Source organism: Asanoa sp. NPDC049573 (genome assembly GCF_040676615.1).
In the GTDB taxonomy this organism is placed as follows: Bacteria; Actinomycetota; Actinomycetes; order Mycobacteriales; family Micromonosporaceae; genus Asanoa.
This window is the reverse complement of the sequence record NZ_JBFAPI010000014.1, coordinates 60,992-75,635: the sequence shown is the minus strand read 5'-3', so window position 1 is coordinate 75,635 and position 14,644 is coordinate 60,992. Positions and strand designations below refer to the sequence as shown.

The 14,644-nt window shown below is 69.1% G+C and carries 13 protein-coding genes; 3 read left to right on the top strand and 10 right to left on the bottom strand.

The features are described 5' to 3' along the window. Positions 1-5: 5 nt before the first annotated feature. The 10 genes from AB0J74_RS27420 to AB0J74_RS27375 all read right to left on the bottom strand — a co-directional run bounded on the left by AB0J74_RS27420 (position 6) and on the right by AB0J74_RS27375 (position 10,877). On the bottom strand, positions 6-986 hold the full coding sequence (locus tag AB0J74_RS27420; RefSeq protein WP_363452847.1) for a transketolase C-terminal domain-containing protein: 981 nt from the start codon (positions 984-986) through the stop codon (positions 6-8). Next, complete coding sequence (locus tag AB0J74_RS27415) at positions 983-1,966, bottom strand: thiamine pyrophosphate-dependent dehydrogenase E1 component subunit alpha (protein WP_363452845.1); 984 nt, start codon at positions 1,964-1,966, stop codon at positions 983-985. The genes AB0J74_RS27420 and AB0J74_RS27415 overlap by 4 nt, the downstream gene beginning before the upstream one ends. After that, a complete protein-coding gene (locus AB0J74_RS27410) occupies positions 1,959-3,098 on the bottom strand; it encodes a 2-oxo acid dehydrogenase subunit E2 (RefSeq protein WP_363452843.1) in 1,140 nt (379 codons plus the stop codon). The genes AB0J74_RS27415 and AB0J74_RS27410 overlap by 8 nt, the downstream gene beginning before the upstream one ends. 159 nt (positions 3,099-3,257) lie before the next feature. Beyond that, entirely contained in the window at positions 3,258-4,025 is a 768-nt protein-coding gene (locus AB0J74_RS27405) for an SDR family NAD(P)-dependent oxidoreductase (RefSeq protein ID WP_363452841.1), read from the bottom strand. Beyond that, a complete protein-coding gene (locus tag AB0J74_RS27400) occupies positions 4,018-5,106 on the bottom strand; it encodes an Ldh family oxidoreductase (protein WP_363452839.1) in 1,089 nt (362 codons plus the stop codon). Before AB0J74_RS27400 ends, AB0J74_RS27405 begins: the two co-directional genes overlap by 8 nt. Beyond that, positions 5,090-5,764, bottom strand: coding sequence for a FadR/GntR family transcriptional regulator (locus tag AB0J74_RS27395; RefSeq protein WP_363453098.1), 675 nt, complete (start codon positions 5,762-5,764; stop codon positions 5,090-5,092). The genes AB0J74_RS27400 and AB0J74_RS27395 overlap by 17 nt, the downstream gene beginning before the upstream one ends. A gap of 70 nt (positions 5,765-5,834) precedes the next feature. After that, positions 5,835-6,557: an SDR family oxidoreductase gene (locus AB0J74_RS27390; RefSeq protein WP_363452837.1), complete on the bottom strand. Its 723-nt coding sequence runs from the start codon at positions 6,555-6,557 to the stop codon at positions 5,835-5,837. A gap of 38 nt (positions 6,558-6,595) precedes the next feature. After that, positions 6,596-8,287: a dihydroxy-acid dehydratase gene (gene ilvD, locus AB0J74_RS27385; protein WP_363452835.1), complete on the bottom strand. Its 1,692-nt coding sequence runs from the start codon at positions 8,285-8,287 to the stop codon at positions 6,596-6,598. After that, a complete protein-coding gene (locus AB0J74_RS27380) occupies positions 8,284-9,021 on the bottom strand; it encodes a fumarylacetoacetate hydrolase family protein (protein ID WP_363452833.1) in 738 nt (245 codons plus the stop codon). Before AB0J74_RS27380 ends, ilvD begins: the two co-directional genes overlap by 4 nt. Continuing rightward, positions 9,018-10,877, bottom strand: a complete 1,860-nt coding sequence (locus AB0J74_RS27375) for an alpha-galactosidase (protein ID WP_363452831.1) — start codon at positions 10,875-10,877, stop codon at positions 9,018-9,020. The genes AB0J74_RS27380 and AB0J74_RS27375 overlap by 4 nt, the downstream gene beginning before the upstream one ends. A 79-nt stretch (positions 10,878-10,956) precedes the next feature. Between AB0J74_RS27375 and AB0J74_RS27370 the strand changes: the two genes are divergently transcribed. The 3 genes from AB0J74_RS27370 (at position 10,957) to AB0J74_RS27360 (ending at position 14,627) form a co-directional block, all read left to right on the top strand. Continuing rightward, on the top strand, positions 10,957-11,136 hold the full coding sequence (locus AB0J74_RS27370; RefSeq protein ID WP_363452829.1) for a hypothetical protein: 180 nt from the start codon (positions 10,957-10,959) through the stop codon (positions 11,134-11,136). A 243-nt stretch (positions 11,137-11,379) separates the two neighbouring features. Beyond that, on the top strand, positions 11,380-12,645 hold the full coding sequence (locus tag AB0J74_RS27365) for an extracellular solute-binding protein (RefSeq protein WP_363452827.1): 1,266 nt from the start codon (positions 11,380-11,382) through the stop codon (positions 12,643-12,645). An 89-nt stretch (positions 12,646-12,734) separates the two neighbouring features. Beyond that, positions 12,735-14,627, top strand: a complete 1,893-nt coding sequence (locus AB0J74_RS27360) for an ABC transporter permease subunit (protein WP_363452825.1) — start codon at positions 12,735-12,737, stop codon at positions 14,625-14,627. Positions 14,628-14,644 lie beyond the last annotated feature (17 nt).

Here is a 14,644-nt window from a genome sequence, read left to right as displayed (position 1 = left end):
GGTTGCTACGCGGAGAACGCTTCGCTGGTCTGCCGCACCCGCTCGACGATGCCGGTGACCGTCGGCAGGATCGCGTCGATCAGCGGCGGGCTGTAGGGGATCGACGAGTGGGTGGACGTGGCCCGTAGCACCGGGCCGTCGAGATACTCGAAGCACTGTTCCTGGATGGTCGCGGCGATCTCGGCCGCGATCGAGGAGAAGCCCGGCGCCTCGTCGACCACGACCGCCCGGCCCGTCCTGCGTACCGAGGTGGTGATGGCCTCGGTGTCCAGCGGGTAGAGGGTCCGCAGGTCGATGACCTCGGCCGAGACGCCTGAGGCCGCGAGGCTTTCGGCGGCCTCGAGGGTCTTGGCGACCGTGCCACCCGAGCACACCAGTGTGCAGTCGTCGCCCGGGCGGCGGATGACGGCGGAGCCGAACGGGACGAGGTCGTCGAGCCCGCCGACCGGGCCGCGCAACGCCGAGAGCTTCTTGTGCATGAGGAAGATGGTCGGATCCTCGCCGCGCAGCGCGGTCTTCATCAAGCCCTTGACGTCGTACGGCGTGGCGGGAACGGCGACCCGCAGACCGGGAACGTTGGCGAACCACGACTCCGGGGAGTTGTTGTGCTGGGCGCCGCCGAGGGCGATGCCGGACGACGCCCGGATCACCAGCGGCACCGGACGGCCGAGCATGAAGCGGATCTTCGCGGCCTGGTTGACGATCTCGTCCATCGCGCCGAAGGCGAAGTCGATGAAGTTGAGGTCGACGATCGGCCGCATCCCGTTCATCGCGGCACCCACGCCGGCGGCCACCATGGCGGCTTCCGAGATCGGCGCGTCCCGGATGCGGTCACGACCGAACTCCTCACCGAGGCCGAGCACCTGGGCGAAGTGACCGCCGCGATGATAGAGGTCGGTTCCGATCACGAAGACCGTGTCGTCCTTGGCCATCTCGTCGCGGACCGCTTCGCGGAACGCGGCCGAGTAGGTCACCTCGTCGCTCATCGTGCACTCCCCTCGCGGTCGGTCGGATGCGGCGCGGTCGACGCGGACGGCCAAGGCGACTCGTCGGCGAACGCGAGCGCGTCGGCGACCCGGGCCACAGCCTGCTCCTGGAGCTCCGTCAGACCTTGCTCACTGAGGTCGCCGGAGGCCTGCAGCGACGATGCGAGGCGCGCGATCGGATCCCGCTCCGTGCGCCACCGGTCGACCTCGTCCGCCGTCCGGTAGACCCCTTTGTCGCCGGTCTCGTGGCCGTGGTAGCGGTAGGTCCGCATCTCGAGGAAGGTCGGCCCGTCGCCGGCGAGGGCGCGTTCGCGTGCCGTGGCGACCGCCCGGTTGACCTCGTGGATGTCCTGCCCGTCGACCTCGAAGGCCGGGATACCGAATCCCTCGGCCCGGCGCACCATCGACTTGCCACCCATCACGTTGTCGATGAAGGTCTCGACCGCGTACAGGTTGTTCTCGCAGATGGCGATGAGGGGCAGGTTCCAGATCACCGCCATGTTGACGAACTCCCAGGTGCGGCCGGTGTTGGCGGCACCATCGCCGACGAAGCCGACGGCGACCTGACCTGTGCCCCGCATGCTGGCACCGAGGGCGGCGCCCATGGCCAGGCCCAGGCTCGCGCCGACGATGCCGTTGGAGCCGTAATAGCCGCGGCTGAAGTCCGACAGGTGCATCGAACCGGCGATGCCGTGTCCCAGGCCGGTTTCCCGGCCGAAGAGTTCGGCCATCAGCCGCGCTGGGTCGACGCCGCGCGCCAGGGCGTGGTGATGTGGCCGATGGCCGCCGGTGACGATGTCGTCGGGCCCGAGCGCGCGCATCGCGCCGACGGCGACCGCTTCCTGACCGATGGCCGGGTGTACGCCGCCGGGAACCTTGCCCCGCAGTGACGCGCGTTCAGCCTGTTCCTCGAACTCGCGGATGAGCAACATCGCCGCCAGCCACTCGACGAGGGCTTCCGGCGTCTCCTGGTCATGCACCGCTCTGGTCCCCTTTCCCGACGCTGTGTGCCGGGGCGCTCTCCAGCTCCCGGGCGAGTGCTTCGAGGATCGCCGCGGCGTGTGTTCCGTCGTACGCGCGGTGGTCGACGTTGAGGGTCACTGTCATGATCTTGCTCGCGATCACGCGGCCGTCTTCGACGATCGCGGCGGATCGGATGCTGCCCACGGTCAGCAGCAGCGTCTGACCGAGCGGGACGACGCCGGTGAAGCTGCGGACACCGCCGGCACCCAGGTTGGAGACCGTCGCGGTGACCGGGATGGCGTCGTCGCCGATCGACCGGCCGCCGCGGGCGCGCTCGGCGGCCGCCGCGCGAAGGCCCGTCACGATGTCGAGAGTGGACGAATCTGGCCGCGGCACGACCGGAATGGCAACGCCGTTGGTGGTCGCGACGGCGACGCCGATCGACGGATCGGTGTCGACGCCGACCGCGGTCAGCGCTCGGGCGAAGGCGACCAGGAGGACGTCGGTGACGGTCGCCGCCGTCCCCGCCTCCCGAGCGGCCCGCACGGCGTCGAGCACCGCCTCGCCACGTATATCGCGGGCAACCGAGAACTGCGGGATCGACTGCCAGGATTTGGTGACGGCCGCGGCCGTCGCGGCCCGTCCGCGGTCCGCCGTTGCCGTCTCGGCCGCTTCCCGGGCGAGACGGCGCTGGCGCGGGCTCATCCGGTGGCGATAGCCGTCGGCGCTGACTGCCGTCGGCGCCGGCGTCGACCCGTCGGCCGCCGTCGTTACGGGCGTTGACCCGACGCCGGACGCCGGCGGTTGCGGCGTCGGCCCGGCGCCGGACGCCGTCGGTTCGGGCGTCGGCCCGGCTTCCAAGGCCGCCGGCGGGACCACCGCGGCCGGGTCGACGTCGTCGGGCTCGGTCTCGCCCGGCGCGAGAACGTAGGCGAGCACCTTGCCGACCGGCACCCGGTCGCCGGCCTGGTAGCGGTGTCGGCCCAGGGTGCCGGCGTATTCCGAGGCGACCTCCACGGCCGACTTGTCCGTCTCGATCTCGACGACGTCCTCGCCGCTTACGACCTGATCACCAGGCTGTTTGAGCCACTCGACGACGACACAATCTTCCATCGCATGCCCCAGGGCTGGGACGAAGATGTCGTGCACGTGTCCCCTCTTCGATGCTGGTGGCGGGCCGATGCTGCGCTCCGCGAGTTGCCAGATGTCTGGTGACTTGACGTTTGCATGATTGCGAAACGAAGTCAAGGTTGAAAAGGATCAGCGACGGCTATCCACGGTCGACAGACCGGCACGCGCCGCCCGGCGTCAGTCCGCAGGTGGGTGCGGGATGGTGCCACCGGCGTTCATCGCCAGGTTGCCACCGTCGACGGCCAGCACGTGGCCGGTCACGAACGACGCCGCGTCGCTCGCCAGGAACATCAAGGGACCCGTCAGGTCTTCGACCGTGGCCATCCGGCCCAGCGGGATCCCACGGACCACATCGGACTCGATGACGAGGCCGTCGGCGAGCAGCTTCTTGAAGGCGGGAGTGCTGACCTGGCTCGGCGCGATCGCGTTGACCCGGACGTTCCAGGGCGCCCATTCCAGCGCGAGCTCGCGGGTGAGCTGCTCGACACCGGCCTTGGCGACGCTGTAGGGAAGATTGCCCCGGCCGATCGCCTTGGAACCGGCGATCGAGCTGAGGTTGATGATGCTGCCCCGGCGGCGCCGTACCATGTGCTGGCCGACGGCGCGGGCGAAGATGAAGTAGCCGGTGAGACTCACGTCCAGGACCCGGCGCCAGTCCTGCGGATCAAGGTCGAGCGGCGGCGTGTGGCTCCCGACCGCCGCGTTGTTGACCAGGACGTCGATCTTGCCGAATTCATCGATAGCACGCGCTACGACACCGTCGACCTGTGCCGCGTCGGTGACGTCGGCGGGATGGGAGAGCAACTGCCCGGGAATCGTGTCGACCGCACCGATGTCGGTCGCCACCACGTGGGCGCCGGCCGCGACGAACCTGCGCACGACCTCCTGGCCGAGGCCGCCCGCGGCGCCCGTGACGATCGCGACCCGGCCGTCGAATTCAGACATCCTGATCGACCTTCTGCACCAACGCGGGCGGGCTGATCGACCATCCCCGCAGCAGATCGAGAAGATCCTGATGGAGCGCGTCGGTGACGGTCAACGCCTCGGCGCCGGTGGCACGCCGGGCGCGTTCGGCCTCGGGCTCGCCCGGGACCATCGGCGCCCGTCCGTCGACGGGTCGGCTGTGCCGGACGGTGTCGCCGAGCGCGCGGTCGGCCCGGGTGAAGGAGTCGAGACCGGCTGCGTGCGCCGGGTCGATGGCGATCACGACCAGGCAACAGCCCTGCGGCTCGTCGAACCGGTCGGCGACAGGCACGATGCCACCGCCGAGCGAGCCGCCGGCGAGTCCCGCGGACAGCAGATCGATCATGAATGCCAGGCCGAAGCCCTTGGGACCGGCGGCGGGCAGCAGCGCGCCGGCGAGCGCCCGCCCGGCATCCGTCGTCGGCGCGCCGCGTTCGTCGACCGCCCACCCTGGTGGGATCGACTCCCGCTCCCGCGAAAGCTCGACGATCTTTCCGTGCGCGGCGGCGGTGGTCGCCATGTCCAGCAACGGAGTCTGGCTCGCGCCGCCCCCGCCGGGCACGCCGATGGCGATCGGGTTGCTCCCGAGAACGGCCTCGCTGCCGCCGGGCGGCACCATGATCGGGTCGGCGTTGGCGAACACGATCGAGACCAGCCCCGCCTCGGACAGCGCCGCGGAGTAGAACGCGAGCGCTCCGACATGGTTGGTGTTGCGGGCGCAAGCGATGCCGATCCCGTGACTGTCCGCCGCCTGCGCCGCGGCCCGCACCGCCGTCATACCGGCCACGGCGCCGGCGCTGCCGTCGGCGTCGATGACGTGCACCGCCCCGGACACCGACTCGGTCAGCGTGGGCCGGGTGTTGACGCCGCCGCGTGCGATCCGCTCGAGGTAGGGGCGCAGCCGGGCCAGGCCGTGGCTGTTGGTGCCGCGCGTCTCGGCGAACATCAGCGAACGGCGGACGAGCTCGGCGTGCTCGGCGGTCAAACCCGCCGCGCGCAGCAACTCCTCCACCGCCCGCTCGGTGTCGGCGCGGGACAGCTCGACGTCAGACGGGCTGTTCATGGGTGGCACCGGGGTCGTGGTAGCTCGAATCCGCGAGCACGTTGTGGATGTGCTGGCGCATCGCCTTCGCGGCGAGGTCGCCGTTGCCGGCCTGGATCGCCTCGAGGATCTGGCGGTGGTCGACGTCGCTCTGCCGGCGGATGTCGGCCGATCGCGCGGTGGTCTGGCGGCTCTTGCGCGCCAGCATCGACACCGTCGACAGCAGGCTCGCCAGGATCGGCGACTTCGCCGCACGCGCCACCTGGGCGTGGAACCGCTGGTCGATCTCGATGCACTTGTCCATGTTGTCGATCGACTCGGCGTATTGCGCCACCGACGCCTGCAACGCGCTCACGTCGTCGCTGTTGGCCCGCAGGGCGGCCAGCTGCGCGATGTTGGACTCGAGGACTTCGCGGGTCTCTCCGAGCAGCGCCATGTTCTCCTTGTCGAGGCGCAGCAGGAAGTCGATCGGCTCGGCGAGCAGTTCGGGTTCGAGCGACGTGACGTAGGTGCCGTCGCCGTGCTTGGCCTCCACGATCCGCAGCGCCATCAGCCCCCGGACGGCTTCACGCAACGTCGGTCGGCTGACCCCCAGCGCGGCCGCGAGGTCCTTTTCGGACGGGAGCCGCTGGTGCGGCTGCAGGCGACCGTCGACGATCATGCCCTTGATCGTCGAGATCGCGTCTTCGGCGGCGCCGAGACGTCTGGGCCGGCCGGGGCCGAACGCCTCGGCGTGGGCCTGTGGCGTGTCAGACAGCGGTCAGCCCTCCATCGATCACGAGCGACGCGCCGTTCATGAAACGGCCGGAGTCACCGGCGACGAAGGCGACCCACTCGGCCACTTCCTCGGGTGTTCCCATCCTGCCGTCGAGCTGGCGTTGCTCCATCAACTTCCGCGTCCCTTCCGGGTCTTCCGCATTCGAGAGGATCTTTCCGATCCAGGGCGAGTCGACAGTGCCCGGACATACCGCGTTGATGCGAATGCCGGCCGACGCGTGATCGGCGGCGATCGCGCGGGTAAGGCCGAGAATCCCGGCCTTCGACGCGCAATAGGCTACGCGGTTTTTGAGCCCGACGAGAGCACCCGCTGAGGCCATGTTGACGATGACACCGCGACCTTGTTCGAGCATGCCGGGAAGCGCCAGCTGGCACATGTAGAAGGTCGCCGTCAGATTGACGTCGATGGTGGTGGCCCACATCTTCTCGTCGGTTTGCGCCGTCGTCGCGGCCCAGCCGACGCCGGCGCAATTGACGAGTAGGTCGATCGGCTCGTCGCCGAGGTCGGCGCGCAGGGCCGGCACCGTCTCCGCCGGGCGACTCAGGTCGACCGCGTGCGCGCTGGCTTCCCCGCCGCATTCGGCCGTGACCTCGATCAGGCCGGCCGCGTCGCGGTCGACCAGGTGCAGGCGGTATCCGTCTTTGGAGAGGCGGATCGCGGTGGCGCGCCCGATCCCCGACGCCGCTCCGGTCACGACGGCTCGACGGCCGTTCGCAGATCTGTCAGACATCATCACTCCGGGGGTACGACAGAAGGTGAGGTCACCGCTCCGACATCCGCGCCGCGTACGAGGGCCGCGTATTTCGCGAGCACGCCGGTGGTATATCGGGGAGCGGCGGGTGTCCATTGCCGGCGTCGCGCGGCCAGGACGTCGTCGGTGACGTCGAGCGCGATCAGTCGCCGGTCGATGTCGATGGTGACGAGATCGCCGTTTTCGATCAGCGCGATCGGGCCGCCGAGCGCGGTTTCGGGCGCGACGTGCCCGACGCACAGGCCCCGCGTCGCGCCGGAGAACCGGCCGTCGGTCACCAACCCGACCTGGGCTCCGAGTCCCACCCCGGTGATGGCCGACGTCACCGCGAGCATCTCCCGCATGCCGGGGCCGCTGACCGGCCCTTCGTTGCGGACCACGACGACGTCACCCGGCGCGAGTTCACCGGCGAGCACATAACTCAGCGCCGCCTGCTCGGAGTCGAAGACCCGGGCCGGTCCGCTCAGCCGGCGCACGTCGGTGCCGGCGACCTTGACGACGGCGCCGTTCGGAGCCAGCGAGCCACGCAGCACGGCCGTCCCACCGGTGGCGTGCACGGGGCCGCTGACGGGCGCGATGACCGCCGGGTCCCCCGTCGCGGCGAGGCTCGCACCGATCGTCCTACCGGTGACGGTCAGCTCGTCGAGATGGATCAGGCCGGCGCCGGCCAGCTCACCCAGCACGGCCGGGACGCCGCCGGCGAGGTGCAGGTCGACCATGAACGCGTCGCCGTGCGGCCGGGTGTCGACCAACTGCGGTGTCCGCCTGCCGATCGTCTCGATGTCGTCGAGCGCGAAGTCGATCCCGGCCTCGTTGGCGATCGCCAGCAGGTGCAACACGGCGTTGGTGGACCCGCCGAGCGCCATCGACAGCGTCGCGGCGTTCTCCAGGGCGTTGCGGGTCACGATCGTGCGCGGCCGCAGCGAAAGCCGGAACGCCTCGACCGCCTGCTCCCCCGCCCGCTGCGCGATCTCGCCACGCAACGGGTCGACCGCGGGCGGCGTCGCCGAACCCGGCAGCGAGAGCCCGAGCGCCTCGCCGAGGCACGCCATGGTGTTCGCCGTATACATGCCGGCGCAGGACCCGATGGTGGGGAAGGCCCGGCGCTCGATGTCGTCGAACTCTGCCGCGTCGATCTCGCCGGCGGCGTGCCGGCCCACCGCCTCGAAGACGTCCTTGATGTCGACGCGGTCGCCGTTGGGTCGCCGTCCGGGCATCGCGCTGCCGCCGTAGAGAAAGACGGTGGGCACGTTGGTGCGGACCGCGGCCATCATCATCCCGGGCAACGATTTGTCGCAGCCCGCGATCGCAACCAGCGCGTCGAAGCGTTCGGCGTGCAGGACCGCTTCGATCGAGTCGGCGATGATCTCGCGACTGACGAGCGAGGCCCGCATCCCCTCGTGTCCCATCGAGACCACATCGGACACGGCGATCGTGCTGAACTCGAGGCCGACGCCACCACCGGCGCGGATCCCGCTCTTCGCGTGCTCGGCCCACGACTTGAGCGGCAGGTTGCAGGGGGTGACCTCGTTCCACGAGTTCGCGACGGCCACCTGGGGCTTGTCGAAGTCGCTGTCGTCGAGGCCGACCGCGCGGAGCATCGCCCGGGCCGGTGCGGCGGTTGGGCCCTGCGTGACCTCGGCGCTGGGCCGGGCCGGCCCCGGGCCGTTCATCCCGCGACTACGGGGTTCGTCAGCACGCCGATCTTGTCGATCTCGATCTCGACGACGTCGCCCGGGCGCAGGAACACCGGCGTCGGCCGGAACGCTCCGACACCGGCCGGGGTTCCCGTGGAGATGATGTCGCCGACCTCGAGCGTCGTGGACGCGCTGATCCGACAGATCAGTTCGGCGACACCGAAGATCATGTCTCGGGTGTTGGCGCTCTGCATGAGCTCACCGTTGACCCGGGCGCGGACGCCGAGGTTCTGCGGGTCGCCGATCTCCGACGCCGGCACGACGCGCGGCCCGATCGGCCCGAACGTGTCGAACGACTTTGCCCGCGTCCACTGTCCTTCGTCGCGCTGAGCTTTGCGCGCGCTGACGTCGTTCATGCAGGTGTAGCCGCTGACATAGCTCAGGGCGTCGGCGACCGGGATGTCACGCGCGGTGCGGCCGATGACGACCGCCAGCTCCGCTTCCCAGTCGACCTCGGTGATGCCGGGCGGGAGGACGATCGCAGACCCGTTGGGGATCAGGCATGTCGACCACTTGGCGAAAATGATCGGGGCCTGCGGAGCCTCCACCGCTGATTCGCTCGCGTGGTCGCGATAGTTCAGCCCGACGGCCACGATCTTCCCCGGTCGATCCACCGGAAGCACGGAACCGGCGATCGATCGCTCCGTCGACTCAACGCTCATACGACTAATCCCATCCAATCGTGATCTAGTTGTCAAGTCTCTTGTCATCTGACGTCGGCTCGCTGATAGCGCAGCATCACCGCTGCTGGACGGTGCGTGGGCGCCACCTCCAGGCCCACCGACATGAGGTCGTGGCCCGACACCTTCCGCTCGCCGCCCGGGTCGTCGAAGTCCACGATGGAGTAGGTCGCGGCGGCGATTAGCCCGCGTGGCCGCAGGACGAACTCCTCCTGCGGTGTGTCAGGGCGGGCGAAGCAGTGCAGCACGCCCGCGGCGCCGTCGGCCGCACCGTACTGATAGGCCAGCCACCCGGTCATCGCCCGGTCGTAGCCGCTCAGCGGATAAAAGTCCTCGCTGTAGTGGCCCTTGACCACCGACCATTCCTCGGTCGCGGCCCGGATGAGGCCCCAGTGCTCGTCGGTCGGCGGGGCGGTCAGCATCTCGTCGATGTGGATCTCGAACAACCAGTTCATCGTGCTGCGCAGGGCGTACGCGCTGTCGGTGCGCGCGGACGTGCCATGGCAGACCACCCACGGGCTGAGTCCGAAGTGCTGGGAGTGTGCGCCCTGCGGGTCGCGCACGTTGTCGCTCTGTGACATGACGACCGACCGGCGCAGGCTCTCCACGTCGAGGCGCCGCCCACCGGACGCGCAGTTGTCGATCAGCATGTCGGGCCGGCATCGCCGGAGCTCGTCGAGGAACGCCAGGAAGCCGACCACATAGCGGATCTGGGTGGCGCCTCGGCGGCCGTCGGTGTCCGCGGCGTTCCAGTTGGCGAGCGGACCCAGGTAGTTGAAGTCCTGGCGGTAGAGGTCGGGGCCGTTCTCCTCGATCAGCCGGTGCACCGTCGCCACCGCCCAGTCGTAGGCGTCGGGGTTGCCCCAGTCCAGATAGCGATGCTCGGGATCGCCGCCCGGGAGCAGCCACTCGGGGTGGGTCTCGTAGAGCCAGGTGCCGGGCCGGCAGCGTTCCAGCTCGTGCCAGACGATCGTCGACATCCCCTCGGCGCGGGCCCTGTCGGTGACCTCCTTCAGGCCGTTGGGGTAGCGCACCCGGTCCACTTCCCAGTTCCCGGTGTATTGCCAGGCCGTCACGTCGTGCGGGTCGACCGCGTCGGGCAGCGTGTACCAACCGGCGTCGATCCACCACCAGTCGAGGTGGCCACCGACCGACGGCAGCAGGCCCTCGCGTCGGTAGCCGTCCATGAAGTCGAACTCGCGCTCGGTGGTGACGAGCGTGAAGTTGTAGGACCCGCAAACCGAGCCGGTCGGGCACATGGGCGGAGGGTTGTTGCCGCCGGGCCGGGGTGTGTTGTGCCGCAGGAACCATTGCCGCCACACGTTCTGCGCGTCGATCCAGTCATCGGCGCGCCACGCCATCGTGACGATCAACGGCGTCCGGATCGACTCTCCCGGCTCGAGGTGCATCCGGGTCAAACCAAGGTCACGCAACACCGGCGTACCGCTGAATGGACCGTCGACATTGGTCATTCCGCCGGTTAGCCGCACCCGACCCAAACTGTCCAGCTCCGTCTGCAGGCCCCACTGCCCGGGCCAGCCCAACGCGACGATCGCGCCCTGCCCGCCCCGGTCGAGGTTGAAGTAGGGCCACCCACCCCCGGGCACCTTCGGATCCGCCGACAGGGTTCCGGACGTCGGCCGACCACCCTCGGTCGTGAACAGCAGGTAGTCGCCCGGCGTCGGGCTCAGCGTCAGGTCCGCCGGCTCGAAATCAGTCGCGACCGCCGTGCTCCCGCTGTTGGTGTGGATCGTCCACGAGGGCGCGGCCGCACCACCCAACGACGTATCGATCGCCAGCACCTCGGACAGCGTCGGCGCATTCTCCGACCCCGTGTTCTCGAAATGCACGGTCCACTCGACCACCGGAAAGTCTGCATAGGTCACCGACACACACCGCACCACCAGGCCCGACGTTCCGGTCCAGGTCACGGTTCGCGCGGCACGCAGCGCGTCCAAGGCGACCGTGCTCGACGACGACGACCACCCCGGCAACAACGACCGGGACGACACCCCATCAAAGACAAACGAAAACGGCGGATCGTCCACAAAGTCGAATGACAACGGCGAAGCAGGCAAAGCCATCGGAACCTTCTCCACGACGGGCGTTTCAACGGCGCACTGGGGGCCAACCGTCGCAAGTTGATCTGTAGTTGTCAAGTCTCTTGATGTCTGGCAACATGCGTGTGATAGTGCACACGCACCCCGGCGTTCCGAGCAATCCCCGGGCGTCCGTGTAGGTCGGGATCCAGCGGCTCAGTTCTTCGGCCGGAGGAGATCGATGGTCTCCTCCCCCTTGCGAAAGGCCCTCTCGATGACGAGACCACGTCCCACACCCGAAACCGATAAATCGCACGCATCGCCGTTCTCCCGTCGCCGGTTCCTCGGCATGACCGGCGCCGTGGTCGCGGCCGGGGCCGCGGCCCCGCTGCTGGCGGCCTGCGGCGACGACCGCGGCGGATCGGGCGCGAAGCCTACGAGCAACACGCTCACGATCATGACGACCGGCGTTCCCGCCGACGAGCAGTTGGCGATGTGGAAGCAGTACGCTGCGGAGCCGCTCGGCGTCGAGCTTAAGTTCGTCACGGTCGCCGACGGCACCTTCCCGTCGCAGGCACTCGCCGCCCAACAGTCCAACAACCCGCCGGACATCATCCAGTGGAGCTCGCAGGGCGCCCCGGTGCTGAAGGCGTCGGGCATCGCGCTCGAACCACTCGACTCCTACATCTCCGCGTCGGAGACCAAGAGCGACTTCTACCCGCAGGACTACGCGTCCGGCACGATCGACGACAAGGTCTACGCGCTCGGCTTCAACTGCGACTCGCGGGCCATCGCCTACCGCGGTGACTGGGCCGCCAACGCCGGTCCGGTGCCGACCAACTGGGACGCCGACGAGTTCGGCGCCTGGGCCGCGAAGATGAACGGCCCCAACCGCACCGCTTTCGGCTGGGAGGCAAAGACCGCGGACGGCCGTGGTTCGTCGAACTTCCTGCCGCTGCTGTGGAGCACCGGCGCGTCGCTGGTGACCAAGCAGGACGGAAAATGGGCGATCGGCTTCACCGAGTCGCAGTTCGCGTCGGTCCTCGACTTCTACGCGAAGATGGTCAACACCTACAAGGCCACCCCGAAGGACGTCGCCGGCTGGGGCTACCCGGACACCGACGGCGGATTCTCGAAGGGCACCCTTGGCGCCTATTCGGTCGGTCCGTGGGTCACGGCGATCTGCAAGGACTTCCCTGACGTCCTGAAGAACATCAAGTGCGCGCCCATCCCGAATCTCGGAACACCGACGTCGTTCTGGAGCGAGAGTGCGCTGATGCTGCACTCGGCCTCGGCCAACAAGGACAAGGCGTGGCAGTTCATCGCCAACATGCGCAGCGAGAAGGCGCAGGACGCGATGACCGCAATGAAGGGCAACACCGAGGGCTCGCCGCGGATCTCCAGCAACGCCAAGCTCGCCGACCCGTTGGTCAAGCAGTGGGCGGCCCAGCTCGAGTTCGCCAAGGTGCCGGAGCCGATCGACATCCACGTGGTGATGGACGGCGTCGTCTACCCGGCGATGCAGGAGGTCGCGCTGAAGGGCTCGGCTCCGGCCGAGGTCGCCAAGGCGGCCATGAAGAACATGGAAACGGCACTCACCCAGCTGAACGTCTGACGACCGTGGTCATCCGAATGCCGAGGAGAAACGCCGTGCGAGTCGCCGTGTCCGCAGAACCGAGCACATTGGACTATGACGATGGCGGCGTGGACCGACGGCATGCGGCCTCGCCGCCGTCCCGGACGGCGCGCCGGCGGCGCTGGCTCACCCGATGGCCGTACATCCTCTTCCTCGTCCCGTCGCTCGTGCTCGTCGGCGGCCTCATGCTGTATCCGATCTACAGCGGCATCGTCATCAGCTTCCACCGGTCGTCGACCTTCTCGGCCGCCGGCGCACCGTTCGTCGGTTGGCACAACTATCAGCTGTTCTTCGACAACCCGTCATTCGGGTCGCTCATCCTACACAGCTACATCCGCGCCATCGGTGGCGTCGTGCCGAGCTTCCTCCTGGGGCTCGGCGCGGCGCTCATCCTCAACCGCCGTCGCCGGATGGGACGCGGCCTCCAGATCGCCACGCTGCTTCCGTTCGTGATGTCCGCCCCGGTCAGCATCTTCATGTGGCTGCTGCTGATCAGCCCGCAGTACGGCATCCCGCAGGCCCTGGGCATCCAGACCGGGAGCCTGATGGTCAACACCACCACGGTGTGGCCGACCTTGCTGTTCATCAACGCCTGGGCGTCCTACCCGCTCTATACGATCGTCATTCTCGCCGCGCTCCAGCGGATCCCGCAGGAGCTACACGAGGCCGCGGCCGCCGACGGAGCCGGCCCGTTGCGCCGTTTCTGGCACATCACGCTTCCGGGCATCGGCGTCGTCGCCCTGGCTGTCTGCACGTTCCACTTCATGGCCAGCTTCCAGGACATCGCGCTGGTCTTCATCGCGACCGGCGGCGGTCCGCTGAACGCCACCCAGACCGTCGCGTCGCTGGCCTACCAGACGGTGTTCGGCGCCGGATTCAACATGGGGTACGGAGCCGCGCTGAGCATGATCAGCCTGGCGCTGATGTTCGTCACGGTGGCCGTCGCCGCGGGTGTGGGCTGGCTCCTGTGGCGCGGCTACCACCGGTCGAAGGTGTGGCGACTGGCCGCCATCGGCCGCCGGGCCGCCGCGGCACCGCCGTCGACAGCTCGGCTCCTCGTTCGCGGCTTCCGTCCGCGCCGGCACCTGCCGGACCGCTGGCGGCGCCTGATCGAGACCGCCGGCGCCTGTCTCGTCGCGCTCTTCGCGATCTTCCCGATCCTCTTCGTGGTCGCGCAGGCGTTCGACGGCAGCCCGCCGGGATCGGGCACGGTGCGGCTCTGGCCCGACCAGCCCACCCTGCGCAACTTCTGGACCGTCGTCTCCGACCCGGACCTCTACTCCTCGCAGAGCATCTCCAAGCCGCCGCTGGCGGAGAACCTGCTCAACAGCATCATCGTGACGGCGTCGGTGACGGTGATCGTACTGGTGCTCGGTTCGCTCGCCGGCTACGCGCTGGCCAGGTGGACCGGCTGGGCGTCCCGTTCCATCTCCGTCGGCTATCTCATCGTCCAGTTCGTACCCGCGGTCATCCTGGTGTTCCCGCTCTACAGCCTGCTTGCCAAGATCGGCCTGCTGAACAGCCTGACCGGCCTCAGCCTCGCGACTGCCGCGCTCTCCCTACCCACCGCGATCATCTTCTTCCGCGTGTTCTTCCACGCCCTCCCACGCGAGTGGGAGGAGGCCGCGGCGATCGACGGCGCCGGGCCGCTGCGCACCTTCCTGCGGATCATCACCCCCAACACCCGCAGCGCCTTCGGTGCCATGGGCGCCTTCACGCTGATCGGCACCTGGAACGAGTTCCTCATCGCCACCACGCTGGTCAGCGACTCGAGTCGCCGGACGTTCCCACCCGCGCTCCAGCAGTTCGCCGCAACCGCGTTCCAGTACGCCGACAAGGACCTGACCCCCGGCGTGCAGGCGGTCTACCTACTCATCCCGATCCTCTCCTCCGCGCTCCTGCTGTCCCTGACGCTCCGCCACTTCACCGCCGCCGTGCAAGGAGGCGGAACCAAGGGCTGAGGCACATCATCGACGAG